The 25,185-nt window shown below is 66.1% G+C and carries 21 protein-coding genes; 13 read left to right on the plus strand and 8 right to left on the minus strand.

Going from position 1 to position 25,185, the window contains the following annotated elements; genetic code table 11:
* From ACCD07_RS18190 to gudD, 3 genes are all read left to right on the plus strand, one after another.
* A partial coding sequence (locus ACCD07_RS18190; RefSeq protein WP_413448165.1) for a glycoside hydrolase family 2 TIM barrel-domain containing protein occupies window positions 1–618 on the plus strand: 618 nt, incomplete at its 5' end.
* Between the two features lie 2 nt (window positions 619–620).
* Window positions 621–2,840, plus strand: coding sequence for a glycoside hydrolase family 3 N-terminal domain-containing protein (locus ACCD07_RS18195; protein ID WP_413448166.1), 2,220 nt, complete (start codon window positions 621–623; stop codon window positions 2,838–2,840).
* A gap of 23 nt (window positions 2,841–2,863) precedes the next feature.
* Window positions 2,864–4,207 carry a glucarate dehydratase gene (gene gudD, locus ACCD07_RS18200; protein WP_176652179.1) on the plus strand — a complete coding sequence of 448 codons (1,344 nt, stop codon included), beginning with the start codon at window positions 2,864–2,866 and terminating at the stop codon, window positions 4,205–4,207.
* On the opposite strand, the gene ACCD07_RS18205 is transcribed toward gudD, so the two are convergent.
* From ACCD07_RS18205 to ACCD07_RS18230, 6 genes are all read right to left on the minus strand, one after another.
* Window positions 4,208–4,930 carry a substrate-binding periplasmic protein gene (locus ACCD07_RS18205; protein ID WP_413448167.1) on the minus strand — a complete coding sequence of 241 codons (723 nt, stop codon included), beginning with the start codon at window positions 4,928–4,930 and terminating at the stop codon, window positions 4,208–4,210.
* A 50-nt stretch (window positions 4,931–4,980) separates the two neighbouring features.
* Window positions 4,981–5,877 carry a LysR substrate-binding domain-containing protein gene (locus tag ACCD07_RS18210; protein WP_176652181.1) on the minus strand — a complete coding sequence of 299 codons (897 nt, stop codon included), beginning with the start codon at window positions 5,875–5,877 and terminating at the stop codon, window positions 4,981–4,983.
* A gap of 274 nt (window positions 5,878–6,151) precedes the next feature.
* Window positions 6,152–6,427, minus strand: coding sequence for a YkgJ family cysteine cluster protein (locus ACCD07_RS18215; protein WP_176652182.1), 276 nt, complete (start codon window positions 6,425–6,427; stop codon window positions 6,152–6,154).
* A gap of 12 nt (window positions 6,428–6,439) precedes the next feature.
* Window positions 6,440–7,204: an alpha/beta fold hydrolase gene (locus ACCD07_RS18220; protein ID WP_413448168.1), complete on the minus strand. Its 765-nt coding sequence runs from the start codon at window positions 7,202–7,204 to the stop codon at window positions 6,440–6,442.
* Entirely contained in the window at window positions 7,201–8,217 is a 1,017-nt protein-coding gene (locus ACCD07_RS18225; protein WP_353401369.1) for a M14 family zinc carboxypeptidase, read from the minus strand. Before ACCD07_RS18225 ends, ACCD07_RS18220 begins: the two co-directional genes overlap by 4 nt.
* A gap of 44 nt (window positions 8,218–8,261) precedes the next feature.
* Window positions 8,262–9,179, minus strand: coding sequence for a LysR family transcriptional regulator (locus tag ACCD07_RS18230; protein ID WP_413448169.1), 918 nt, complete (start codon window positions 9,177–9,179; stop codon window positions 8,262–8,264).
* Window positions 9,180–9,275: 96 nt separating this feature from the next.
* Here ACCD07_RS18230 and ACCD07_RS18235 point away from each other — a divergent pair, with 96 nt between their 5' ends.
* Window positions 9,276–9,716: an ester cyclase gene (locus ACCD07_RS18235; protein ID WP_413448170.1), complete on the plus strand. Its 441-nt coding sequence runs from the start codon at window positions 9,276–9,278 to the stop codon at window positions 9,714–9,716.
* 9 nt (window positions 9,717–9,725) lie between these two features.
* On the opposite strand, the gene ACCD07_RS18240 is transcribed toward ACCD07_RS18235, so the two are convergent.
* Window positions 9,726–10,640 (minus strand): LysR family transcriptional regulator, encoded by a 915-nt coding sequence (locus ACCD07_RS18240; protein ID WP_413448171.1) that lies wholly within the window; start codon window positions 10,638–10,640, stop codon window positions 9,726–9,728.
* A 102-nt stretch (window positions 10,641–10,742) separates the two neighbouring features.
* On the opposite strand from ACCD07_RS18240, the gene ACCD07_RS18245 reads away from it, so the two are divergent.
* Entirely contained in the window at window positions 10,743–11,735 is a 993-nt protein-coding gene (locus ACCD07_RS18245) for a zinc-dependent alcohol dehydrogenase family protein (protein ID WP_176652188.1), read from the plus strand.
* A 101-nt stretch (window positions 11,736–11,836) separates the two neighbouring features.
* A complete protein-coding gene (locus ACCD07_RS18250) occupies window positions 11,837–13,066 on the plus strand; it encodes a glycosyltransferase family 4 protein (protein WP_413448172.1) in 1,230 nt (409 codons plus the stop codon).
* Window positions 13,067–13,090: 24 nt separating this feature from the next.
* Here the strand turns inward: ACCD07_RS18250 and ACCD07_RS18255 are convergent, their stop codons facing one another.
* Window positions 13,091–14,047 (minus strand): LacI family DNA-binding transcriptional regulator, encoded by a 957-nt coding sequence (locus ACCD07_RS18255; protein WP_413448213.1) that lies wholly within the window; start codon window positions 14,045–14,047, stop codon window positions 13,091–13,093.
* Between the two features lie 290 nt (window positions 14,048–14,337).
* On the opposite strand from ACCD07_RS18255, the gene ACCD07_RS18260 reads away from it, so the two are divergent.
* The 7 genes from ACCD07_RS18260 to ACCD07_RS18290 all read left to right on the plus strand — a co-directional run bounded on the left by ACCD07_RS18260 (window position 14,338) and on the right by ACCD07_RS18290 (window position 25,175).
* A complete protein-coding gene (locus tag ACCD07_RS18260; protein ID WP_413448173.1) occupies window positions 14,338–16,839 on the plus strand; it encodes a TonB-dependent receptor in 2,502 nt (833 codons plus the stop codon).
* Between the two features lie 59 nt (window positions 16,840–16,898).
* Window positions 16,899–18,920: a glycoside hydrolase family 65 protein gene (locus tag ACCD07_RS18265; protein WP_413448174.1), complete on the plus strand. Its 2,022-nt coding sequence runs from the start codon at window positions 16,899–16,901 to the stop codon at window positions 18,918–18,920.
* Between the two features lie 85 nt (window positions 18,921–19,005).
* Window positions 19,006–20,991 carry a hypothetical protein gene (locus ACCD07_RS18270; RefSeq protein WP_413448175.1) on the plus strand — a complete coding sequence of 662 codons (1,986 nt, stop codon included), beginning with the start codon at window positions 19,006–19,008 and terminating at the stop codon, window positions 20,989–20,991.
* Window positions 20,992–21,061: 70 nt separating this feature from the next.
* The gene (locus ACCD07_RS18275) at window positions 21,062–22,291 is read left to right on the plus strand and encodes an extracellular solute-binding protein (protein WP_413448176.1); all 1,230 of its coding nucleotides are present in this window, start codon (window positions 21,062–21,064) and stop codon (window positions 22,289–22,291) included.
* Complete coding sequence (locus ACCD07_RS18280; protein ID WP_413448177.1) at window positions 22,288–23,232, plus strand: carbohydrate ABC transporter permease; 945 nt, start codon at window positions 22,288–22,290, stop codon at window positions 23,230–23,232. The genes ACCD07_RS18275 and ACCD07_RS18280 overlap by 4 nt, the downstream gene beginning before the upstream one ends.
* A complete protein-coding gene (locus tag ACCD07_RS18285) occupies window positions 23,229–24,053 on the plus strand; it encodes a carbohydrate ABC transporter permease (RefSeq protein ID WP_176652195.1) in 825 nt (274 codons plus the stop codon). The genes ACCD07_RS18280 and ACCD07_RS18285 overlap by 4 nt, the downstream gene beginning before the upstream one ends.
* Before the next feature lie 12 nt (window positions 24,054–24,065).
* Window positions 24,066–25,175, plus strand: a complete 1,110-nt coding sequence (locus tag ACCD07_RS18290) for an ABC transporter ATP-binding protein (RefSeq protein WP_413448178.1) — start codon at window positions 24,066–24,068, stop codon at window positions 25,173–25,175.
* Window positions 25,176–25,185 lie beyond the last annotated feature (10 nt).

The following is a 25,185-nucleotide window of genomic DNA, read 5'->3' on the forward strand; positions in this document are numbered from 1 at the left end:
CAGCAGCTGACGGACCTGGTCACGCGCGACAAGAACCGCGCCAGCGTCATCATCTGGTCGATCGGGAATGAGACGCCGGTGAGCGCGCCGCGCAACGACTTCATGGGCAGGCTGGCCGACACCGTGCGTTCGCTGGACCGCACCCGCCTGGTCGGCGCCGCGCTGGAAGTGCACCGCAAGGGCAACGAGGTGACGGTGGAAGATCCACTGGCCGACAAGATCGACCTGGCCAGCTTCAACGAATACGCCGGCTGGTACTGGTCCAACAACAAGGAGATGCTGAACTTCTCGTTTAAGGTCAATTACGACAAGCCGGTCATCATCACCGAATTCGGCGCGGACGCGCTGGGCGGCCTGCACGCGGACAGCGATACCCGCTGGAGCGAGGAATACCAGGACCAGCTGTACAAGAACCAGTTCAAGATGCTGGACGCGATTCCCGGCCTGCGCGGCATGACGCCGTGGGTGTTGACCGACTTCCGCTCGCCGCGCCGTCCGCACCCGTACTACCAGGACTTCTGGAACCGCAAGGGCTTGATCTCGGAGACCGGCAAGAAGAAACAGGCCTTCTACACGATGAAGGCATACTACGACCAAAAACAGCAGCAATATAAATGACCATGAAGAAGACTACTCTTGCCCTGGCCGCGGCCCTGCTGCCGCTGCTCTCCCAAGCACAGGATGCCCGCATCGAAGCCAAGATCGCGGCGCTGATGAAGCAGATGACGGTGGCCGAGAAGGTCGGCCAGTTGCACCAGCTTTCCGGCCGCCAGTTCACCGGGCCGGCCAGCAGCGACTACGCCGACAAGCTGGCCGACATCCGCAACGGCAAGGTCGGCTCGATGCTGAACGTCAAAGGCGTCGCCGACACGCGCGAGATCCAGGCGCTGGCGCTCAAGTCCCGCCTGCATATTCCGCTGCTGTTCAGCCTTGACGTGATCCACGGCTACCAGACGGTGTTCCCGGTCCCGCTGGGCGAATCCGCCTCGTGGGACATGGACGCGATCGCGCTGTCGGCCCGTATCGCCGCGCGCGAGGCCGCCGCTTCCGGCATCCACTGGACCTTCGCGCCGATGGTCGACATCGCGCGCGATCCGCGCTGGGGCCGCGTGATGGAAGGCGCCGGCGAAGACACCTTCCTCGGCTCGGCCATCGCCCGCGCCCGCGTGGAGGGCTTCCAGGGCAAGCAGCTGGGCGCCACCGATTCCGTGATGGCCACCGCCAAGCACTTCGCCGCCTACGGCGCGGCCACGGCGGGCCGCGACTACAACGCGGTCGACATGAGCAACCAGCAGCTGTTCGAAGTCTACCTGCCGCCGTTCAAGGCGGCGCTGGACGCCGGCGCGGCCACCTTCATGAACTCCTTCAACACGCTCAACGGCATACCGGCCACCGGCAACGCCTTCCTGCAGCGCGACATCCTCAAGGGCAGCTGGAACTTCAAGGGCTTCGTCGTCAGCGACTGGGGCTCGGTGCGCGAGATGGTGCCGCACGGTTATGCCAGCGACCTGGCCGATGCCGCCGTCAAGGCCATCAACGCCGGCAGCGACATGGACATGGAAGGCTACGCCTACAGCCAGCACCTGGAGGACGCCGTCAAGTCCGGCAAGGTCAAGATGAAGACGCTGGACGATGCGGTCCACCGCATCCTGGTCAAGAAATTCGAGCTGGGGCTGTTCGACGATCCTTACCGCTACTCGGATGCCGCGCGCGAGAAGGCCGTGCTGAGCGATCCTTCGCACCGCGCCGCCGCGCTGGACGTGGCGCAGAAATCGATCGTGCTGCTGAAGAACGAGCGCAAGACGCTGCCGCTGTCGCGCGAGCCGCAGCGCATCGCCGTCATCGGCCCCCTGGCCGATTCCCAGCGCGACCTGGAAGGCGGTTGGGTGGTGCAGGGCGAACGTGCCAAGGTGGTCAGCATCCTTGAAGGCATCCGCAGCCATGCCGGCAAGGCGGAAGTCAGCTACGCGCAGGCTTGCGCCAGCGGCTGTGCCGGCAGCGAGGGCTTTGCCGACGCCGTCGCCACGGCGGCCAAGGCCGACATCGTCGTGCTGGCCGTCGGCGAAACCTGGGACCTGAGCGGTGAGGCCAAGTCGCGCACCGACATCACGCTGCCGGGCCAGCAGGAAAAGCTGTTCAGCGCCCTGCAGGCCACCGGCAAGCCGGTCGTGGTGGTGATGCTGGCCGGCCGTCCGCTGGTGTTCAACACCATCGCCGACCAGGCCGACGCCATCGTCTACGCCTGGTTCCCCGGCACGGAGGGCGGCAACGCCGTCGCCAACGTGCTGTTCGGCGACTACAACCCCTCCGGCAAGCTGCCGATCACCTTCCCGCGCAGCGTCGGCCAGATACCGCTGTCGTACGCGCAGTACAACACCGGCCGTCCCGTGACCGACGAGAAGAACGTGGTCTACAAGTCGGCCTATATCGACTCGGTCAACACGCCGCGCTACGCCTTCGGCCATGGCCTGAGCTATACCGACTTCAAATACTCCGGCCTGGCGCTCAGCAGCGCAGCCATGTCACCGGACCAGAAGGTCACGCTGTCGTTCGACCTGGCCAATACCGGCAAGGCCGAAGGCACGGAAATCGTGCAGCTGTATTTGCGCGACATGGTCTCGTCGGTGGTGCGGCCGCTGAAGGAGCTGAAGGGCTTCCAGAAGATCCACCTGAAGCCGGGTGAGCAGCGCCGCGTGAGCTTCACCATCGATCGCAACCTGCTGTCGTTCTATAACAGCCAACTGGCGTGGGGCGCCGAAGCCGGCGACTTCAAGCTGATGGTCGGCAGCGCCTCCGACGATATCCGTCTTGAAGGCGAGTTGAAACTGCAATCCAAATAGTCGTAAAAACCGGACCCAGACTAATGAACTCCTCTCGTCAAAGCGCCACTCCCGTCGTTACCGCCATGCGCGTCATTCCGGTGGCGGGGCAGGACAGCATGCTGCTCAACCTGAGCGGCGCGCACGGGCCGTACTTCACCCGCAACCTGCTGATCCTGACCGACAGCGCCGGCAACCGGGGCGTGGGCGAAGTGCCTGGCGGCGAAGCGATCCGCACCACGCTGGAGGATGCGCAGGCGCTGATCGTCGGCCAGCCGGTCGGCCACTACAACGCGGTGCTCAACAAGGTGCGCACCACGTTCGCCGACCGCGACAGCGGCGGCCGGGGCTTGCAGACTTTCGACCTGCGCATCGCAATCCATGCTGTTACCGCTATCGAGTGCGCGATGCTGGATCTGCTGGGTCAGCACCTCGATGTGCCGCTGGCGGCGCTGTTGGGTGACGGCCAGCAACGCGACCAAGTGCCGATGCTGGGCTACCTGTTCTTCATCGGCGACCGCACCCGCACCACGCTGCCTTACGCCAGCGACATGGGCGCGGCCGATGCGTGGTCGCGGCTGCGCCACGAACCGGCGATGGATGCTTCGTCGGTGGTGGCGCTGGCCGAAGCGGCCTACGAACGCTACGGCTTCAAGGACTTCAAGCTGAAGGGCGGCGTGCTGCGCGGCGAGGACGAGATCGAAGCCGTCACCGCGCTGGCCGAACGCTTTCCGCAGGCGCGCGTGACGCTCGATCCGAACGGCGGCTGGCTGCTGAAGGATGCGGTCCGCCTGTGTCGCGACAAGGGCGACGTGCTGGCCTATGCGGAAGACCCGTGCGGCGCGGAGGATGGTTACTCCGGCCGCGAGGTGATGGCCGAGTTCCGCCGCGAGACCGGCCTGCCGACCGCCACCAACATGATCGCCACCGACTGGCGCGAACTCGGTCATGCGATCCAGTTGCAGTCGGTCGATATTCCGCTGGCCGATCCGCATTTCTGGACCATGCAGGGATCGGTGCGCGTGGCGCAGCTGTGCCATGAATGGGGCATGACCTGGGGTTCGCATTCGAACAACCACTTCGATGTTTCGCTGGCGATGTTCACCCACGTGGCCGCCGCCGCGCCGGGCAAGATCACCGCCATCGACACGCACTGGATCTGGCAGGATGGCCAGCGCCTGACGAAGGAGCCGCTGCGGATCAAGGGCGGCATGGTCGACGTTCCGGCCAGGGCCGGCCTGGGCGTGGAGCTGGACATGGTGGAAGTGGAAGCGGCGCACCAGCGCTACCTCAATATGGGCCTGGGCGCGCGCAACGACGCGGTGGCGATGCAGTTCCTGATCCCCGGCTGGAGTTTCGACGCCAAGCGTCCTTGCCTGGTGCGCTGATCAGCGCAGGCGCATGATGCGCGCCAGTTCGCCGCTCTTTTCAATGGCGTTGATGGCGGCGTTGACTTCGTCGAGGCTGACGTTGCCGTGGCGCGCCACCGCGCACATGGATTGATACTCGTTGACCACCAGCAGATGGTAGCCCGCAGGCAGGGCGCCTTTTTGCGCCTGCTTGTCGATCATGGTGCGTGCGGCGAGAAAGTAGTCGTAGCGGCCGGTCTGCCACTTCAACAGCGCCAGGTCGGCCGACGGCGCATCGTCGCGGACGAAATCCGCCCCCAGGCGCTGCTCGACCTCCGGGTAGCGGAAGCCCAGCACCGTGCCGATGCGCTTGCCCTTCAGTTCCTCCAGCGTGCGCGGCGCCGGCACGCGGCTCGATGAGACCAGCACTTCCGAGGTGGGGATGAAAGGGCGGCTCCAGTAGACATCGCCCTGCATCCAGGCCGGCACATAGGCGCACAGGATATCGGCGTCGCCGCTTTCCAGCGCGCCCACCATGCGCTTGCGCGGCAGCGACAGGAAGCGTATCGGCCGGCCCATCCGCCGTGCCAGCGCGATGCCCAGCGCCTCCTGGAAGCGGCTTAATTCGCGCTTGTCGGGCGACGGCCGTTCCTCGCTTTTCTGCACGTAGCGCAGCTCCGCCTTGGCGGCGTCGGCGGCATGAGCGGCCGGCGCCAGCGTCGCGAGCAGGGATACGGCGAGGAAGCGGAGGAGTGAACTCATATGGCGCACCGGTTGATGTCCATCCAAGGTAGAGCAATCGCGCGCCGCCGTCAATCCAGCGAGCGTTGCATCTCTTCGATTTCATCCTTCACCCAGGCGCGGAAGCGGGTGACCTTGCTCATGCCTTCCTTGTTCGGGTTGACCAGGAAGCGATAGCCGCGGCCATAGGTGGCGGTGAAGCAGGGCAGCACCTTCAGCGCGCCGCTCAGGATATCTTCGTAGGCGATGGCATAGTGCGTCAGCCCGATGCCGTGGCCGGCCAGCGCCGCCTGCACCAGCACGGCGGCGTTGGTGTAGGAGCGCGAGAAGTCGTATTTGCCGTTGAGGATATGGTTCTCGCGCAGCATGCGGATCCAGTTGTCGGTCGAATCCTCGTACAGCAGCGGGAAGCGCTCCAGATCGGCCAGTTTCAGCCCGTCCTGGCCCGGCGCCAGCAGCGACGGGCTGTACACCGCCACCAGCCGTACCCGAAACAGGAAATTGGGATCGGAGCTGTCGACCGCCGAAATGCGCAGTGCCACGTCGGTACTGCCGTCGTCCATGTCCACCAGGCGGTCGGTGGAATCGATGCGGATATCGAGGTCGGGATACAGCTTGGTGAAGCGGCTGATGCGCGGCACCAGCCATTTGATCGCCAGCGAATGCGTGGTGGAGATGCGCAGGATTTTTTCATCATCGCCGTCCCGCAGCGCGGCGACCTTGGCGCGCAGTTCGCCCAGCGTGCGGCCGACCGCCACCGCCAGTTCCTGGCCCTTGTCGGTCAGCGTGATGTGGCGCGGGTGGCGCACAAACAGCTCGAAACCGACGGCCTCCTCCAGCTGCTTGACCTGCAGGCTGACCGCCGCCGGGGTCTTGTGCAGCTCCTGCGCGGCCAGCTTGAAACTGCCCCAGCGGGCCGCGCAATCGAAGTCGATCAGGCCGGAAAGTGAGCGCAGCGGTTTGTCCATAGGCTAAGTTTTTCTTACGCTTATCTCGAAAATAACTAGTTTGATAACGCTGGAAGGCCGGAGGAGAATATAACTCATGCGCCGATAAAACTCCATGAGCAAGAAATTATTGCTTGTCGGTGCCAACCAGCCAAGCAGGAGGCAGCCATGATCCAGACCACGATACCCACGACGCCAGCAGCCAAAGTCTGCGAGAGCAAGGAGATCTTGCCTAAATTTTCCGCGGAATTGATGAAGATGCTGGCGCAGCTGGTGACGCTGCGCTGAGGGGCTTTTAATGCGGCGCGGTGGCCCGTTCGAGATCGGCCAGCCAGATCATGGCCGCCTCGCGGCTGGCGCCGCACATGTCGGCGGACGGCTGCAGGCCACCGCAAAAGGCCGGGCGTTCGGGCCGGCCGAAGATCTTGCAGCGGTTGTCGTCGGCCAGCTGGATGCAGCGCACGCCGGCCGGTTTGCCGTTCGGCATACCGGGGATGGGGCTGGTGATGGAGGGCGCCGTGCAGCAGGCGCCGCAGTTCGGACGGCAGTCCAGGGCTGGGGTGGTGTTCATAGGGGCGTTATTTTACGCCCCTTTTTCTCCGGCCAGCCATTTCGCCACCGCCGCGGCGACCCAGGCGCCGTCGTCCAGCGGCAGGTCGTGGCCCGCGCCGGGGTGTACTTCCAGCGCCGCGTTCCAATGCTGCGCCAGCCGCAGCGAGCAGCGATGGTCGACCAGCCGGTCGCCGGCGCTGGCCAGTACCAGCAGCGGCACGGCGGGCCGCGCTGCCGGCGCGCGGAAGCGCGCGGCTGACCACAGCTGCCGCAAGGCGTTCCGGCGGCTGACCGGGAACTCGCGCTGATAGCCGAGCCAGCGCTGCACCAGGCCTTCGCGTTCGGCGGCGTCGCCCTTGCTGCTGGTCAGGCGCAGGATCAGGCGTTCCTGGCGCTCGACACCGCCGCGCAGCATCAGACCCAGGATGCCGGGATAGTTTTGCCAGCGCAGCCGCTGGTGGAAACGGCTGAACGGCCGCATGCTGGTGTTGATCAATACGCAGCGCTGCACTTCCGCCGGATAGCGGCTGGCCCATTCCACCGCGACCATGCCGCCCAGCGACAGCGCCAGCAGCGAGTAGGGCGGCTGCAATCCGCGCGCGCGCAGGTCCTGGCGGCAGAACTCCACCATCCGCGCCACCGTGGTCGGACTGCGCAGCGCATGCCGCTCGCCGTTGCCTGGCAAGTCCGGCGTGACGATGGCCGCCTCCGGCAGCGCGGCGCCAAGCTGGCCGGGGAAGCGTCCCCAGTGGCGCTGCTCGCGCATCAGGCCGCGCAGCAGGACCCAGTTGCTCATGCGTCGTACCACTGCGTCAGCGCGCGGCGCTGCTGCACCTTGCGCGCCATGCCTTCCGGCCGCCAGCGTCCGTGGCTGTTGGCGGCGCGCATCAGGAAATCGAACCAGATCAGGTGGCGCCGCAGCACGCGCTGCAGGCGGTGCTTGGCGGTCGGATTGAACATGGCGATGCGGTCGAAGATCTGGCGCGGATTCTTCTTTACCCACAGCCACGAGCCCATCTCCAAGGTCAGCGGCAGGAACACGCGCTCGTTGTAGCTGGTGCCGTTCAAATACAGGTAGTCCCACAGGTCGCCGTGGGTGCGGTACTGGCGGCTCTGCGGCTCGAACACGTAGTTGTGGTTGGGGTAGCTCTGGCTGAACAGCTGCTCCAGCGCGCCGATGTCGGCCAGGTGCGGAATCGGCGCGGCCGTGTGCGCGTGCGGGAACCAGATGCGGTCGCGCAGGCCGAAGCCCGAGTGGCAATCAAGCGCCATGCTGAACTGGCGCGACAGCAGCTCGCGCTCGACGAACTCGCATACGGCACGGCTTTCCGGCTCCATCGGCGCGCCGGCCTTGCCGCGATACCACGGCAGGTGATGGCTGAAGCGCTGGCCGCCCAGCATGAACGGCACCTTGTCGACCGCGCTCAGAGGGGCGTTGCGCATCAGGTCCACGCCTTGCGGATTGCAGCGCGTGGCCTGCCACATGCCGCCCGGGTTCACCAGCGGCATGAACACCAGCCGCATCGATTCGAGCTGCTGGTGCAGCGTGCTGTCCCAGCGCAGCCGCGCCAGCAGGCTTTCCATGAACGACAGGATGACTTGCGTGCCGATGCGCTCCAGGCCGTGGATGCCGCCGAAGAAGCCCAGCGCCGGCACGTCCGGGCTCGGATTGCCGAGCGCGATCGCATACACCGGGAACTGGCGGCCGTCCATCGCCACCGTGCAGGAGGTGCTCACTTCCAGATGCGGCCCGCCTTCGTCGATCAGACGTTTCAGGGTGATCAGTTCGGGCAGGTTCTTTTCAGGCATGGACGTGGCGCGGAGAGATATGACCGACAGTGTAGCCGATATTTTCAGCCGTACAGTTGGCCGCATGCCAGCGCCACCTGGCCGCGCAGCCAGCGCTGGGCGGGGTGGGCGTCGTTGCGGCGGTGCCAGTGCAGCACGAAGGGCACCGGCGCCAGGTCCAGCTGCGGCAGCGGCAGCACCGCCAGCTTGCCGCGCAGGCCGCTGGCTTGCACCACGCCTTCCATCAGCGTCGCCAGCAGATCGCTGTGGGCGACGATGGCCGGCGCCGCGTACATCTGCGGCAGCGTGATGGCGATGTCGCGCTTGTGGCCCAGCTGCGCCAGTCGCACGTCGACGTGGCCGACGCCGTCGCCCTCGGGCGATACCAGCAGGTGCTGGCAGGCCAGGAAGCCCTTCAGCGACATGCGTTTCTTCGCCAGCGGATGGCCCTTGCGCATGACGCAGACAAAGCGTTCCTCGAACAGCGGCATGGTCGGGATGCGCGGCGTGGCGCCGCCGGGTACGCCGACGGCCGCGTCCACCTCGCCGGCGTCGAGCAGCGATACCGCATCCTCGCGCGCGCTAAAGGACTTGATGCGCAGCGTGATGCCGGGCGCCAGTTGCGCCAGGCGCTTCTGCAGCGACGGCAGCATGACGAAGGCCGGATGATCGGACAGCCCCAGCGTAAAGCGCACGGTGGAACGGGATGGGTCGAAATCCTGGGTGAAATCCAGCGTGCGCTGGATGCTGGCCAGCGCTTCGCCCAGCGGCGCCGCCAGTTCCAGCGCGCGCGGCGTCGGCTGCAGGCCGGCGGCGCTGCGCACGAACAGCTCGTCCTTCAGCAGCAGTCGCAGGCGCGCCAGCGCGGCGCTCATCGCCGGCTGCGTGCGGCCGATGCGCACGCCGGCGCGGGTGACGTTGCGTTCGCAGATGAGGGCGTCGAAGGCGACGAGTAGGTTGAGGTCGATTCCATGTAAATCCATGTCATGGATAATACCGCATATCCATTATCGATTGGACTTGCGTTGGTGCCGCTTGCTACAGTGAGCGGGTCGTTCACTCACACAGGAAGCAGCATCATGACCATGCAGGAAAACGGCCTGACCAAGGCCCAGCAACAAGCCATAGAAAATCTCTACGGCGCCTTCAACCACAAGAACCCCGAGCTGCTCGAGCTGGCGCTGATGCCGGACTGGCAGGACATCCCCCTCGGCCCCGGCCAGCAGCCCGGCCTGGCCGGCATGAAGCCCATTGTCGAGATGCTCGCCGCCGCCTTCCCCGACGTGCATATCGAAGTGCTGGACATGTTCGGCCGCGACGGCCGCGCGGCGGTGCGGGCGCGGATCACCGGCACGCACCGGGGGGAGTTCTTCGGCATCGCGCCGACCGGCAAGCCGATCGCCATCGCCATCCACGAGTTCCATACACTGGGCGAGGATCGCATCACCCACACCTGGCACCTGGAGGACTGGTTCGGCATGTTGAACCAGGTCGGCGCCTGGCCGCCGGCCGCTGCCTGATCGGGTTGTTCAGGCCATCAGCGCCGGCAGGCCCGCGGCCAGCGCATCGATGGCGGCACGCGTCTTGAGCGGAAGCTGTGGCGTCTGCAGCCACATCGCGTAATGGTCGTAGACCAGCGCCGGCTGGTCCGGCAGCACGCGCACCAGGCTGCCGTCGGCCAGCCGGCCGCGCGCCAGCCAGCCGGGCAGCCAGGCCAGCCCGGCGCCGGCGGCCGCCGCGTCGATCATCGCCGCCAAATCGTCGAAGCGGCAGCGGTGGCGCGGCACGATCTCGGCGTAGCCGCCGTCGGGCTGCGGGAAACGCCACGGCTGGACGTGGCCGAGGCGGGCGAACATGATGGCCTGGTGCGCCGACAGCGCGTCCAGCGTGGGCAGTACGCCGTGCGCCGCCAGGTACGCCGGCGCCGCGCACAGCACCATGTCGTCGCTGCAGAGCCGGCGTGCGACGATGCCGGCGGGATCGCCGACGCCGGCGCCATGCCGCGACAGGCTGCGGATCGCCAGGTCGACGCCGTCGCCGGCCAGGTCGGCAAAGCCGTCGGTGAAGGACAGGTCCAGTTCCAGGCCGGGATGCCGCCCCGCCAATTCCATCAGCACCGGCAGCACGCAGACCCGGCCGAATAACGCGGGCATGCTGACGCGCAGCCGGCCTGCCGGCTCGGCGCGCTGGTCGTCGGCCATGGCGTCGGCCGCAGCCACGTCGGCCAGGATGGCGCGGCAGCGGTCGTAGTAGGCGCGGCCGAAATCGGTCAGGCTCTGGCGCCGCGTGGTGCGGTGGAGCAGGCGCACGCCCAGGCGCTGTTCGAGAAACTGGATGTGCTTGCCGACCATCGGGGCGGACAGGTCGAGCGCCGCTGCGGCGGCGGAAAACGAGCCCAGATCCACCGCGCGGACAAATACCGCCATGCTGGTCAGCCTGTCCAATTAAAAACTCCTGGTTTTTTCTGTCGTGCCGAGAAGGGGATTTATCCGCAAAATGAGCGGCGTGATAATCGATTCCATCAAAATTATATAGGAATGACGACCATGACACGCATAGTGAGATTCCATGAATTCGGCACGGCCGACGTGCTTCGCATGGAGCAGGTGGATCTGCCGGCGCCCGGTCCCGGCCAGGTCCGCATCCGCGTGAAGGCGCTGGGACTGAACCGCGCCGAGATTCTGATGCGCTCGGGGACGTATATCGAGACCCCGGCGCTGCCGTCCGGACTGGGGCTGGAGGCGGCCGGCATTGTCGAGCAGGCCGGCGCCGGCGTGACCGGCTTCAACGCCGGCGATGCCGTCAGCCTGATCCCGCCGGTCTCGATGGCGCAATGGCCGACCTACGCGGAAGTCCTCAACTATCCGGCCGAACTGGTGGTGCGCCATCCGCCGTCGTTGAGCTGGGAAGCCGCGGCCGCGACGTGGATGCAATACCTGACCGCGTACGGCGGCCTGATCGACATCGCCGGCCTGGCGGCGGGGGAGCCGGTGGTGATCACCGCGGCGTCGAGCAGCGTCGGCCTGGCCGCGATCCAGATCGCCAATCTGGCGGGCGCCATGCCGATCGCCGTGACGCGCCATTCGGACAAGGCCGAGGCGCTGCGGCAGGCCGGCGCGCACCATGTCATTGCATCGGAGGAGGAGGACCTGGCCGCCCGGCTGCGCGGGATCGCCGGCGCGGCCGGGGTCAGGGTGGTGTTCGATGCGGTGGCCGGACCGCTGTTCGAGCCGCTGACCGAAGCGATGGCGGTGGGCGGCATCCTGATCGAATACGGAGGCTTGAGCGCGCAGCCGACGCCGTTCCCGCTGGGCAGCGTGCTGGGCAAGAGCCTGACGCTGCGCGGCTACCTGGTGCACGAAATCCTGCGCGACGAACGGCGCCTGCGTGCCGCCCAACGCTGCATACTCGACGGCCTGGCCGGCGGCGCGCTGTCGCCCGTCATCGCCCGCGTGTTCCCGTTCGAGCGGATCGCCGACGCCCATCGTTACCTGGAGGCGAACCAGCACGTGGGCAAGGTCGTCGTATCCATTCCATGACGTAGGTGTAGTCGCCGGGCATGGCCGCCGACTCGCTACGGCTATAATGCCTCGGGCCCGCCTGTGGTGGGTGGTATCGCTAAACAAGGCTGGATTTCTTAATGAATATTCTGTTCGTCCACCAGCGGTTCCCGACTCAATTTGCATTCCTGGCGCCCGCATTGGCGCGGCGAGGTCACGAGGTGGTGGCGCTAACCCTGCAAAAGCTCGAGGGTCCTCAAGCGGATGGTGTGGATGTCGTCCCGTATGGCCTGAGCCGGATCAGCACACCGAACATTCATCCCTGGTTAAACAGCTTCGAGTCCATGACCATACGTGGCGACGCCTGTTTTCGCGCCGCGCTAAAGCTGAAGGCCGAGGGCTACACGCCCGACGTGATTGTTGCGCACCCCGGATGGGGGGAAAGCATGTTCCTGAAAGAGGTCTGGCCCGATGCGAAGCTGGGCATCTATTGCGAGTTCTATTGGCGGGTCCAAGGCGCCGACATAGGTTTTGATCCCGAGTTTCCAGCGGCCGACGACAGCGCAGGTTGCCAGGTGAAGTTGAAGAACCTAAACAATCAGCTGCACTTCGATATTGCCGATGTAGGGATCGCGCCGACGCATTGGCAGGCCAGCACTTTTCCCGAGCCCTTTCGCGGCAAAATCGCTGTCATCCATGACGGCATTGATACGGAGTTTGTAAAGCCAAATCCAGGCGTCAAGCTGACCTTGAATGGCGACGTCGCGCTTACCAAAGGCGACGAGATCATTACCTTTGTCAATCGCAACCTTGAACCGTACAGGGGGTATCACATCTTCATGCGGGCGTTGCCGGAGATTTTAAGGCGCAGGCCAAACGCCAAGGTATTGATCGCGGGAGGGGACGGCGCCGGCAATGGTCCCCCGCCTGCCGACGGCCGCCAGTGGAAGAATATTTTTGCCGAAGAGGTTCGCCCGCTGGTAAGCGACCAGGACTGGAGCCGCGTACACTTCCTCGGCAATATTCCGTATGAACACTTCGTCCCGTTTTTGCAGATTTCGACGGTGCATGTTTATCTGACCTATCCTTTTGTCCTTTCCTGGAGCCTGCTGGAGGCCATGAGCGCTGGCTGCGCTATTGTCGCGAGCGACACACAGCCATTGCGCGAGGCCATCCGCCACGGCGAAACGGGACGATTGGTGGAATTCTTCGATGCCGCAGGACTATGCGATGAAGTCTGTTCGCTGCTGGACGACGCCGCGGCCAGGGCAAGCTTGGGGGCGAATGCCAGGGCGTTTGTAAAAGCCCATTATGACCTTCAAACAGTTTGCCTGCCCAGACAGCTGAAGTGGGTGGAAGACATGTTCTGACGTTTTCCCCGCAGCAGCCTTGCGTCACGCCGATGGCAGGCGAGCCGCAGTGGTGGCGCCCAGGCGCAGCGTCACCGGCACCACGATCTCGGATAGCGGTCCGCCGTCGATCAGCTGCTCGGCCAGTGTGATGGCTTCCACGGCGATGCGCTCGATGTCCTGGACCACCGTGGTCAACTCGTACGGCATGCCAGGCAGGCCGTCGAAGCCGACCACCGACACCTGTTGCGGCACCTGCAGGCCCAGGTCCTCCAGCGCGCCGATGGCGCCGATGGCCATCTCGTCGCTGGCGCAGAACAGGGCCGTGAAGCGTAAGCCGCTTTCCCAGGCGCGCCGCACCGCGCGATAGCCGCCCAGCACCGAGAACTGTCCGTCCAGTTCCAGCTCCGGACGCAAGCCGATGCCGGCTTCCGCCAGCGCCGTGCGGTAGCCATGGCGGCGGTCGACGTCGGACTGCTGCGCGGTCGGCATGCCGACAAAGCCTATCGTGCGGTGCCCCAACTCCAGCAGGCAGCGGGTGGCTGCGGCGCCGCCGCCGGCATCGTCCGGCACCACGAAGGCGGCATCCGGCTGGTGTCCCAGCACCACGGCCGGTACCTTGCGGCGCGCCAGCAACGCCAGGCGTTCCTGCACTTTTTCCGTGTTGTGCAGCAGTACCGCGTCCGGCAGCCGGGCGTAGCTTTCCAGCGGCTCGCTCATTTCAACAAAGCGGGTGCCGCGTTCGCCGGCGACCTGCACCAGGGCGCGCCAGAACAGGGTGAAGTAGGGGCCGAATCCGCCCTTGCTCAGGGAAATGCCGACGCTGTGGCGCGAGCGCCGGCTGAGCTCGCGCGCAGTCGGGTCGGGCGTGTATCCGGACTCATCCATCGCGGCCAGGATGCGCTGGCGGGTTTCTTCAGCCATGCGTCCCTTGCCGTTGAGGGCGCGGCTGACCGTGCCCTTCGACAAGCCCAGATTCAATGCGAGTTGGTCCAGCGTCATCTTCACTACGGTTCCCCCGGCCCTGGGCCGCCATTCGAAAGCGGCATGATACCGCCATTTTTACGCTAAGCCGCAAGTGTTGCATATTGCGCCGGCAGGCAGGAATAAATTGCAAATAAATTTGGAACGCTGCATAATTATTTCGTTGAGCAACCGGTTGCGCAAATAAGGAGAACCGGTTGCTCAATTGAAATTGGCGGAAAATGCAAAAACCGACAGCGCCGATATCCGGCTACACAGCAGCGACCGCCTATACAATCGTAGTTAAAAAGATAATAAACGGAGACCAAATGAAGAATCGCAAACGTTTTTTGCTGTCGACCATCACGCTGGCGGTGTTGGCGCTGACGCAGCAGGTACAGGCACAGGAGGCCGCCGCGCCGGCGCCTGACAAGAGCGCCGGCGGCGCCGACAATGGAGCCGACGACAAGCTGAACCAGGTGGTGGTCACCGGCAGCACCTCGCTCAAGCGCACCGTGCGCGAAAGCTCGGTGGCCGTCACCAGCGTCGACCGCGCCGACCTCGACCGCAAGGCGCCGCGCAGCACGGCCAGCGTGCTGGAACTGATTCCGGGCATGATGGTCGAGGATTCGGGCGGCGAAGTGTCCAACAACTACACCGTGCGCGGCCTGGCCGGCGGCGGCCAGAACTTCGTCCAGCTGTCCGAGGACGGGCTGCCGGTGTTCTACCATCCCGGCCTGGCCGACACCATCCTCAAGCAGGAATTGTCGATCGACCGCATGGAGGCGGTGCGCGGCGGCACGTCCGGCATCCTGACGGTCAACGGCGCCGGCGCCACCGTCAACTTCATCACGGTGCGCTCCAAGGATGAACCGGAAGGCGCGATCCGCCTGACCGGCTCCGACTACGGCACCAAGCGCATCGACCTGCGCTACGGCGGCGCGCTCGGCAACGGCTGGTACGCCGGCTTCGGCGGCTTCTATCGCAACTCGGACTCGGTGCGCGACATCGGCTTCACCGCCGACCACGGCGGCCTGCTGCGCGCCTACGTGGGCCGGAAATGGGGCGACGGCGAATTCAGCGTCAACGTCAAGCTGGTCAACGACCACAACACCTTCCTGCTGCCGACGCCGTTCCAGAATCCGGCCCATCCGGAACCGGTGCCCGGCTTCGACGGCAACTATGGCACCTTGCTCAGCGCCGACAACGGCGTGCAGGCCGGCCGCAATTCCAATGGCATCCAGACCAACGATCTGAACGACGGCGTCGCCACCAAGTCCACCTCGATCGGCTACAACTTCGAGAAGCGCCTGAACGACGCCTTCACGGTGCGCTCCAAGGGCCGCTATACCGACTTCAAGAACGAATTCAACGCCATTTTCACCTTCGACAACAACAGCCTGCGCACCGCCGCCGACCGCTTGAACCCGGCCACCAACGCCGACATCAAGGCCATGCTGGCGCGCTTCCCCGGCACCACGCCGGCCATCCGCGGCGTCGCCAGCGGCACCATCTATTCCGGCGCCAACCTGGCCAACGTCAGCGGCAACGGCCTGCTGACGGACAATATCTCGGCCAAGAACCGCGCCTACCGCCAGAACTTCGTCAACGACCTGAGCCTCACCTGGACCGCGGCCGGCAACAGCCTGACCGCCGGCCTGCTGACCATCGACCAGGATGAACAGAACGGCAACGACGGCAATACCCGCTTCCTGGGCGAGGTGAGGAACAACCCGGCCCGCCTCGATATCGTCGCCATCGACGCCGCCGGCAAGGTGGTCGGCCAGCTGACCGACAAGAGCGTGCTGGAGTACAACCCCTGGGGCGTGGGCTTGAGCCGTTCCTCGCTGTCGTCGTCGAACCTCTACCTGAACGACGAGTACCAGGTCAACGAGCGCCTGCGCCTGGACGCCGGCGCGCGGCTGGAGCACTTCCGCTACCGCGCGTGGCGTCCGCAGGGCTCGGTCGTGACCATCCCCGGCTCGACCAAGCCGGACGGCAGCGACGCCGACAACATCATCGTCAACAACACCATGCCGGCCTTCAACGGCCAGTACGACTACGTCGACAACGGCTCCAGCAACCACAGCTCGGTCACCGCCGGCGGCAACTACCTGATCAATGACAACCTGGCCGCCTACGCACGCTATTCGAAAAGCTACCAGGCCAACAACGAGAATCCCGTGACCCGCATCAGCTTCGGCGAGCTGGGCGCGCGCTACCAGCGGCGCGGCTTCTCCGCCTCGCTGACGGCGTTCCGCACCAACTTCAAGGACTACCAGTTCAGCCGCCTGCTGGAGGGCGACACGCTGGAAACCCGGATCGGCGGCGATATCATCGTCAATGGCCTGGAATACGACCTGCAATGGAAACCGCTGCGCTATGCCCGCGTCAACCTGACCGGCGTGGTCCAGCACTCGTCGATGAGCATCAAGAGCGTCAGCGGTCCATCGGCCGCCACCGTCAACACCGCCAGCCTGGGCTCGCACCCGGAGCGTTCGCCGGACCAGAACTACACCATCACGCCTGCGCTGCTGCTGCCGGATAACAAGGGTGAGGTCTATCTGTCGTATCACCAGGTCGGCAAGCGTTTCGCCGATGCCGCCAACTCCTTCGTGCTGCCGGCCTATCATACGGTGGACGTAGGCACGAACTATCAGTTGTCGCCGACGCTGTCGCTGAACTTCAGCGTGCAGAACCTGACCAACACCATCGGCCTGACCGAAGGCAATCCGCGCGCCGGGTTCACCGAAGTCGCCAGCGGCAACTACTTCTTTGCGCGCGCCATCCTGGGCCGCAACATGCAGCTGAGCCTGACGGCATCGTTCTAAGTGTCGTGTCCTTTCCGGCTGGCGTGCGCGCCGGCCGGTTTTTTTTGCCAGGATTTTCAATGAAAAAATATCTCGCCGTGGCGCTGTTGCTGGCCGGTGCGGCCGTGCAAGCCGGCGCGCAGGACGACTGGACCATCGTCGCCCCCACCATCGACGCCGCCCGCTATCGCGGCGTGACGGTCGCCAACGGCATGATAGGCCTGGTGTCCTCGCCGGAACCGATGAAGATCGGCGAAGTGGTGCTCAATGGCGCGTTCGACACCTACGGCCGGGGCCGGGTCGACAACATCATGAAGGGTTTCAACTTCATGAACATCAATCTCGACGTCGATGGACAGCGCGTCGATGCCGCCCATGTGTCGGGCTTGCGGCAGTCGCTGGACATGAAGCGGGCGCTGCTGATCACCGAGTTCGACGTCAAGGACAAGATCCATGTCCGGCACAGCATCGCGGCGCTGCGCCAGCTGCCCTATACCGCGCTGGCCACGGTGGAGATCACGGCGCGGCGCGACGCCACCGTCACCCCGTCGGCGACGATCGAGGCGCCCGACATCCTGCGCGACGTCAAGAACCTGTATGCGCAGATCGACCGGCCGCACGCGCGCATTCCGCTCATGACTTCGGTCGGCAAGAGCCCGTCGGGCAAGCACACCGTCGCTGCCGCCGTGAGCTTCATCTTCGATGCGGGCGCGCAGCCGGATCTGGTGCACGAGGATACCGACTACAACACCCACCTGACCAAGTTCAGCAAGACGCTCAAGGCCGGCGCCACCTTGCGCTTCTCGGTGGTCGGATCGATGCTGACGTCGGCCCACCTGGCCGATCCGCACAACGAGGCCGAGCGGCTGACGGTGTACGCCGCGCTGGAAGGGCGCGAACGGCTGATGGCGGCCCACCTCAAGGCATGGGAGGCCTTGTGGACCAGCGACGTGGTCATCGAGGGCGACCCGCAAACCCAGCGCGACATGCGCCTGGCGCTCTACCACCTGTATTCGTTCGCGCGCGAAGGCACGGCCTTCAGCCTGTCGCCGATGGGCCTGTCCGGCCTGGGCTACAACGGCCACGTGTTCTGGGATGCCGAACTGTGGATGCTGCCGCCGCTGCTGGCGCTCAAGCCCGAGCTGGCCAGGTCGATGCTGGAGTACCGGTTCCAGCGCCTGGGCGCGGCGCGCGAGAACGCGCGCAACCACGGCTACAAGGGCGCGATGTTTCCGTGGGAATCGGCGAGCGAGGGGCATGAGGTCACGCCGGTATGGGCGCTGACCGGGCCCTTCCAGCAGCACGTGACCGGCTGCGTCGGCTGGGCCTTCTGGAAATACTACCAGGTCACCCACGACAAACTGTGGCTGCGGGAGCGCGGCTATCCGATGCTGAAGGAAGTGGCCGACTTCTGGACCAGCCGGGTCGAGCGCAAGGGACCGGGCCGCTACGAGATCAACAACGTGATCGGCGCCAACGAGTGGCAGGAAAACATCGACAACAACGCCTTCACCAACGGCATGGCCATCACCGTGTTGCGCTACGCAGCCCAGGCCGCGCGCGAACTGGGCATCGCGCCCGATCCGGACTGGGAGCTGGTGGCCGCCAACATTCCGATTCTCCATTTCCCGGATGGCACCACGCGCGAGAACGCCAGCTATGACGGCGTGCCGATCAAGCAGGCCGACGTCAACCTGCTGGCCTATCCGCTCGACATCGTCAGCGACCGGGCGCGCATCGCCCAGGACCTGGCCTACTACGCGCCGCGGCTGGCGCCGGAAGGTCCCGCCATGGGACAGTCCATCGTCGCCACGCTGTACGCGCGATCCGGCCAGGCCGAGCAGGCGTACGCCAGCTTCCAGGGCAGCTACCAGGGTCTGCGGGTCGCGCCGTTCGGCGTGCTGGAGGAGTACCCTGGCGGCGGCAACCCGTATTTTGCGACGGGCGCCGGCGGCACGCTGCAAGCCCTGCTGTTCGGCTTCGGCGGTCTGCAGATCGACGACCAGGGCATCCATCAGCGCAAGACCGCACTGCCCAGGCGCTGGAAGAAGCTGGAAATACGCGGCGTCGGCGTCGAACGCGCGACCTTTACCGTGCCTTGATCCGGCAGCGGAGCAACCCTGTCGTCCTTGCCGGCCGGTGTACGCGCCAGCCGGTTTTTTTTCACCAGTTTTTTGGAACCCATCGATGGAACAGATCCACCCCTTGCCCGCCCCGGCCGAACCAGCATTGCGTTTCTCCCTGCCGGACGGCCTGGTCGCCAATGAATTCCTGCGCCAGGGGCCGGTCGCCGCCCATCTGCTGCTGACTTCCGGCGCGGCGCCGCGCCTGCTGGCCGCCTTCCCGGCCGGGAACAGCGCCACCGGCCTGTGGTTCAAGCCGGACACGGCGCCGCTGCACTGGAGCGGCGGGGAACAGCTGAACGCGGTGCAGGGCAGCGACGACCAGGGCCGTCCGCTGTACGGCATCGCGACCGACATCGGCGCCGACCGCAACATGTTGACGGTGACCGGTGCCGTGCTCAGCTCGGCCCGCGTGCTGCGCGACTACCAGCACGACCGCCGGCTGCCGCTCGGTGTGCACAACCGGGTGCACTTCACCACGGACAGCGTGCGCTGGTCGCGCGACCGTCTCGATGGCGCCGCCGGTTACGCGATCGTGCTGCAGGTGCTGAACGGCAGCGTCAACACCGACGCCCATGGCCGCATCACGCTGGGCGCCGCGCCCGGACAGGCGCTGCGGCTGCGGCTGACCGCGCTGACAGGCGAGCCGGCGCTGTTGCCGCTGCCTCCCGCCCAGCTGCTGCGCGACCCCGAGGCCGGCACCTTGCGCGTGCGCCAGAGCCTGGCCTTCCTCAGCTACCGCGACAAGCTGCTGGCCGGCTCGTGGCGCTTCAATACCTACTTCGGGCGCGACACCTTGATGTCGCTGCTGCTGTTGATGCCGGCGCTGACGCCGCACGCCACCGAGGCCGGGCTGGCGTCGGTGCTGGACCGGCTCGATCCGCACGGCGCGGTCGCGCACGAGGAAGACATCGGCGAGTGCGCGCTGCTGCATGGCAGCTCCGGCGCGGCGCCGGTGTACGACTACAAGATGGTCGACGACGACTTCATGCTGGCGCCGGTGGCCATGGCCTATCTGCTGGAGCACGCGGGAAGCGCCGCGCGCGCGGCGCACTGGCTGGCCGAACGCGGCGCCGACGGACAACCGCGCGGCGCCGCGCTGGCCCGTAATTTCCGCCTGGTGCAACGGCTGGCCGGCGCCTACGCGCAACGGCCCGGCATCGACACGCTGATCCATCTGAAGCCGGGCCAGCCGACCGGCGACTGGCGCGACAGCGCCGACGGTCTCGGTGGCGGCGTCGTCTCGTACAGCATCAACGCCATCCTGGTGCCGGCCGCGCTGCGGGCCATCGCCGCGCTGCACACCAGCGGCCTGCTTGCGCCCTATCTGGAGGACGATGCCGCGGCGGCCGGGCTGGCGCAGATGTGGGAACAGCAGGTGCCAGGCTATTTCACGGTGCGGCGCAGTGCGCAGCAGGCGCGCGACAGCGTGCGCAGTTGCGCGGCCGAACTGGGCGTCGACGCGGCGCCGGCGCTGGCCAGCCTGGCGGCCCAGGATCTGGCCTTCAACGCCGTTGCGCTCGACGCCCAGGGCCGGCCGGTGCCGGTGCTGAATTCCGATCTCGGCTTCGCGTTGCTGCTGCAGCAGCCGCCGGCGGCATGGATAGAGCGCGAACTGGCCGCCGTCATGCGTCCTTTCCCGGCCGGACTGATGACCGGTGTCGGCCTGCTGGTGGCCAGCGGCGCCTATGCCGACGCCGCGCTGCGGCCGCTGTTCGGGCCGGACCGCTACCACGGCGCCGTGGTGTGGTCGTGGCAGCAGGCCTTGCTGGCTGCCGGCCTGGCGCGGCAACTGGCCCGCGCCGATCTGCCGGCCGGCACCCGCACCTTGCTGGCCGAGGCGCAGCAGGCGCTGTGGGCCGTGATCCTGCCGACCCAGGCGCAGGGCAATTCCGAGCTGTGGTCCTGGACCTGGGCCGACGGCCGCTACCGCATGCAGCCGTTCGGGCCGGGCGCGGCCACCGCTGACGAATCGAACGCGGTCCAGCTGTGGAGCACGGTCTATCTGGCGGTCCGGCCGCCGGCGGGCGCAAGTACAATGTCCGTATAGCAGCCCCCATGCCGTTAATCACCTACACCATGCGCCGATCACGGCCACCGCAGTATCAGGAGACGTATCAATGAGCGATCAACCAGGCCGCCGGCGCGTGGCCGTGCTGTGCGCCGCGCTGTTGGCGGCGGCGCCGGGATGGGCCGCCGAGGCGGTCACGGTGGCGGTCTGGGGCTCCTCGCCCGCCGAGGTGGCGGCTTTCGAGCAGGCCGCCGCCGCCTTCACGGCCAGCACCGGCATCGAGGTGCGCAAGCAGGTCATCGAAGACAAATACCCGGACGTGCTGAAGTCGCGTTTTGCCGGCGGCAATCCGCCCGATGTGTTTTACCTGGACGCGGTGGAGGCGCCGTTGCTGATCGAAAGCGGCGTGCTGGAGCCGCTGGAGCTGAGCGCGGCCGACCAGGCCGATTTCTATCCGCAGTTCCTGCAGGCCTTCCGCGGCCGCGACGGCCGGCTGTACGGCCTGCCCAAGGATTACTCGACGCTGGCGCTGTACCTGAATCCGCGCCTGCTCAAGCAGGCCGGCTACCGCGCGGACGACGTGCCGCGCGACTTCAACGGCCTGATGCGTTTTGCCCAGACGCTGCAGGGCCGCCTGCCGCGCGGCGTGGCGGCGATGATCGTCGAGAAGGATCTGGCGCGCCACCTGGCGGCGCTGGAAACCTCGGGCCAGCCGCTGATCGGACCCGATGGCCACGCCCGTTTCACCGGCAACGCCGCCGCCTACGCCTACCTGAACCAGCTGGTCGCCGGGCATGCGATGAAATACCTGTACTCGCCCAAGGACGACCTTGGCGCCGACTGGCCGGGCGCCGCCTTCGGCACGCAGCGCACCGTCATGATGATGGAGGGGAACTGGGTGCAGCCTTCGCTTAAGCATGACTATGGCGACATTCCCTTTGTCTCGCGCGAGATGCCGACCGTGAACCAGCGCAAACAGACCATGGCCTTCGTGGTGGGCTACGCGGTGCCGCGCGGCGCCAGGAACAAGGCTGCCGGCCTGCGCTTCGCACACTACATGACCGGCCCCGGCATGCGGCTGTGGGCCAGCGCATCGGGCACGCTGCCGACGCGGCGCAGCGTGGAGGCGGCCATGCAGGTGCGTACCGAGCCTGCGCTGTCGGCCCATGTGGCCGGCGCCGCCTATGCCACCGTCTGGTCGCGCGGGATCGAGCTGCCGGTGTTGAACACCAATTTCGGCAACCAGTTCCTGGCCGCCTTCAACGGCGCCAAGTCGCTGCAGCAGGCGCTGGAGAAGGCCGAAACCGTGTCCAACCGCGAAATCGAGCGCCAGCGATGATGCCTTCCAGCCCGGATATTCCGGCCGCGGACGGCGCATCGCCGCGGCCGTGGCGTGCGCGCCTGCCGCGCGGCGCGACCCTCGGCGCCTACGCTTTCCTGCTGCCGGCGCTGCTGGTGGTGGGCCTGTTCACGCTGGCGCCTATCGTCTATGCGCTGTTCGTCTCGGTACAGAAGATGGACCTGGTGTCCGGTCGCCATACCTTTGTCGGCTTGCGCAACCTGACCTATCTGGTCGAGGATGACAAGTTCTGGGCCGCGGGCCGCAACACCATGACCTACGTGGCGGTGGTGGTGCCGCTGCAGACGGTGATCGCGATGGCGCTGGCCTGCGCCATCAACGGCAAGATCCGTTTCAAGCGCAGCTTCGTCACGCTGCTGTTCCTGCCGACGCTGACTTCGTCGGCGGCGATGACGATGATCTTCATGTGGCTGTTCAATAACAACGGCCTGGTGGTGCAGTTCCTGCAGGAGCATTTCGGCCACAGCATCAACTTCCTGGGCGATCCCAAATGGGCGCTGGGCATCATCATGCTGATGAACGTGTTCTCCACCATCCCCCACTTCATGGTGGTGTTCCTGGCCGGGCTGCAGGAGATCCCGGCCTCGCTGTACGAAGCCGCGCTGCTGGACGGCGCCGGCCCGGTCAGCCGCCACTGGGAGATCAGCGTGCCGCAGCTGACGCCCATCACCTGCTACGTGCTGACGATGGGACTGATCGGCTGCTTCCAGGTGTTCGACCAGGCCTTCATCCTGTCCGGCGGCGAGGGCGGTCCGGAGAACGCGACGCTGACCTTCACGCTGCTGATCTACCACTTCGCCTTCAAGAACTACAACACCATGGGCCTGGCCTGCGCGCTGGCGGTGGTGCTGACGGTGATCATTTTCTGCGCCACGCTGATACTGAACCGCTTTGTGCGGCCGGACGGGGTGAACCGATGAGGCGCTCTTCATACTCCGCCGGCGCGCTGTACGCGGTGCTGGCCGGCTACAGCCTGCTGACCCTGGCGCCCTTCGGCTGGGCCATCCTGACCTCGCTCAAGAGCCCTCTTGAAATCGCCGTCGCCGGCAGCGTCTGGCCGCAGGCGCCGACGCTGGCGGCCTACGAGATGATCCTGCGCGGGCCGTTCTACCAGTGGCTGTGGAATTCGTTCACGGTGGCGCTGTCGGTCACGCTGCTCAATGTGCTGTTCAACACCATGGCGGGCTACGCGCTGGCGCGCTTCCGCTTCCGTGGCCGGGGCCTGCTGTTCCAGACCTTGATGCTGTTGGTGATGGTGCCGAGCCAGGTGACGATGATACCGGCCTACATGATCGTCGCGCGCATGGGCCTGGTTGACACCCATCTGTCGGTGATCCTGACCTCGGCCGTGTCGATCGCCTACATCTTCATGATGCGCCAGTTCTTCATCAACTTCCCGGTCGAAATCGAGGAGGCGGCCACGCTGGACGGCTCGGGGCCGTTCCACCGCTTCTTCCGCATCGTGCTGCCGATGGCCAAGCCGGCGCTGGCCACGCAGGCCATCTTCGTCTTCATGGGCATCTGGAACGAGTTCATGAAGCCGCTGCTGTTCATCTCCAGCGTCGACCAGTACCTGCTGACGCAAGGCTTGAACGCGGTGGCCAAGCAGTATGCCAAGTCGTCGTCGTGGAACCTGATCATGGCCGGCTCGGTGATCTCCATCCTGCCGATCCTGATCATGTACATCATGCTGAACCGGCGCTTCCTGAGCATCAACGACCAGTCCAGCGGCATCAAGTAAAACGGAAACCTCATGACGCAAGTTAGCCTCCACCATATCGCGCTGGCCTACAACGGCCAGCATGTCCTGAACGACATCAACCTGAGCATCGCGCCCGGTGAATTCTGCGTGTTCATCGGTCCCTCGGGCTGCGGCAAGTCCAGCCTGCTGCGGCTGATCGCCGGACTGGAGCCGGTCGGCGCCGGCACGCTGACCATCGACGGCCGCACCATCAACGATGTGGCGCCGGCCGAGCGCCACATCGCCATGGTGTTCCAGAGCTATGCGCTGTACCCGCACATGACGGTGTACGACAACATGGCGTTCGGCCTGACCCGGCAGCGGCTGGACAAGGCCGAGATCGAGCGCCGCGTGATGGAGGCGTCGCGCATCCTGCAGCTGGACGCGCTGCTGGCGCGCAAGCCGGGCGCGTTGTCCGGCGGCCAGCGCCAGCGGGTGGCGATCGGCCGCGCCATCGTCAAGAAGCCCAAGGTGTTCCTGTTCGACGAACCGCTGTCCAACCTGGACGCCTCGCTGCGCGCCCAGACCCGGCTTGAAATCGCCCGCCTGCATCGCGAGCTCAATTCCGCCAGCATGATCTATGTGACGCACGACCAGGTGGAGGCGATGACGCTGGCCGACAAGATCGTCCTGCTGCGTCCCGCCGCCGAAGTGCCGGGCCAGTCCAACGTGGCGCAGATCGGCACGCCGCTGGAGCTGTACCATCATCCGGCCAATCTGTTCGCGGCCGGCTTCATCGGTACCCCGGCGATGAATTTCTTCAACGCCAGCCTGACCAGCGTCTTGCAGAACGGTATCGCCACCACATTGCAGGGCCGCGCCTGCGCCGCCGCCGTCGATGGCACGGACATGGTGCCGGGGGCCGCGCTGACCCTGGGCATACGTCCCGAGCACCTGGTGCTGGGACAAGGCGAATGGCAGGCGAAGATCGTGCACGTCGAGGCGCTGGGGGAGCACAGCTATGTGCACCTGCGATGGTCGGACGAAGCGTCCATGCTGGTCGCCAAGACACAGGACGACAGTCTGCGCGTAGGGCAGACTGTCGCATTCTCGCTCCCCGCCGCCGCGCTGCATGCCTTCCGCAGCGACGGCGTAGCCTTGCGCAGGCTGGCGTCAAACTGACTTTCGCATG

Origin of the sequence: Duganella sp. Dugasp56 (assembly GCF_047304105.1) — a bacterium.
Classification (GTDB): Bacteria; Pseudomonadota; Gammaproteobacteria; order Burkholderiales; family Burkholderiaceae_D; genus Rugamonas; species Rugamonas hordei.

Bases quoted from the DNA above. Each gene is read 5' to 3' on its own strand.
- ACCD07_RS18195 (WP_413448166.1), top strand. From the start codon at position 621: ATGAAGAAGACTACTCTTGCCCTGGCCGCGGCCCTGCTGCCGCTGCTC.
- gudD (WP_176652179.1), top strand. From the start codon at position 2,864: ATGAACTCCTCTCGTCAAAGCGCCACTCCCGTCGTTACCGCCATGCGC.
- ACCD07_RS18205 (WP_413448167.1), bottom strand. From the start codon at position 4,930: ATGAGTTCACTCCTCCGCTTCCTCGCCGTATCCCTGCTCGCGACGCTG.
- ACCD07_RS18210 (WP_176652181.1), bottom strand. From the start codon at position 5,877: ATGGACAAACCGCTGCGCTCACTTTCCGGCCTGATCGACTTCGATTGC.
- ACCD07_RS18215 (WP_176652182.1), bottom strand. From the start codon at position 6,427: ATGAACACCACCCCAGCCCTGGACTGCCGTCCGAACTGCGGCGCCTGC.
- ACCD07_RS18220 (WP_413448168.1), bottom strand. From the start codon at position 7,204: ATGAGCAACTGGGTCCTGCTGCGCGGCCTGATGCGCGAGCAGCGCCAC.
- ACCD07_RS18225 (WP_353401369.1), bottom strand. From the start codon at position 8,217: ATGCCTGAAAAGAACCTGCCCGAACTGATCACCCTGAAACGTCTGATC.
- ACCD07_RS18230 (WP_413448169.1), bottom strand. From the start codon at position 9,179: ATGGATTTACATGGAATCGACCTCAACCTACTCGTCGCCTTCGACGCC.
- ACCD07_RS18235 (WP_413448170.1), top strand. From the start codon at position 9,276: ATGACCATGCAGGAAAACGGCCTGACCAAGGCCCAGCAACAAGCCATA.
- ACCD07_RS18245 (WP_176652188.1), top strand. From the start codon at position 10,743: ATGACACGCATAGTGAGATTCCATGAATTCGGCACGGCCGACGTGCTT.
- ACCD07_RS18250 (WP_413448172.1), top strand. From the start codon at position 11,837: ATGAATATTCTGTTCGTCCACCAGCGGTTCCCGACTCAATTTGCATTC.
- ACCD07_RS18255 (WP_413448213.1), bottom strand. From the start codon at position 14,047: ATGACGCTGGACCAACTCGCATTGAATCTGGGCTTGTCGAAGGGCACG.
- ACCD07_RS18260 (WP_413448173.1), top strand. From the start codon at position 14,338: ATGAAGAATCGCAAACGTTTTTTGCTGTCGACCATCACGCTGGCGGTG.
- ACCD07_RS18265 (WP_413448174.1), top strand. From the start codon at position 16,899: ATGAAAAAATATCTCGCCGTGGCGCTGTTGCTGGCCGGTGCGGCCGTG.
- ACCD07_RS18270 (WP_413448175.1), top strand. From the start codon at position 19,006: ATGGAACAGATCCACCCCTTGCCCGCCCCGGCCGAACCAGCATTGCGT.
- ACCD07_RS18275 (WP_413448176.1), top strand. From the start codon at position 21,062: ATGAGCGATCAACCAGGCCGCCGGCGCGTGGCCGTGCTGTGCGCCGCG.
- ACCD07_RS18280 (WP_413448177.1), top strand. From the start codon at position 22,288: ATGATGCCTTCCAGCCCGGATATTCCGGCCGCGGACGGCGCATCGCCG.
- ACCD07_RS18285 (WP_176652195.1), top strand. From the start codon at position 23,229: ATGAGGCGCTCTTCATACTCCGCCGGCGCGCTGTACGCGGTGCTGGCC.
- ACCD07_RS18290 (WP_413448178.1), top strand. From the start codon at position 24,066: ATGACGCAAGTTAGCCTCCACCATATCGCGCTGGCCTACAACGGCCAG.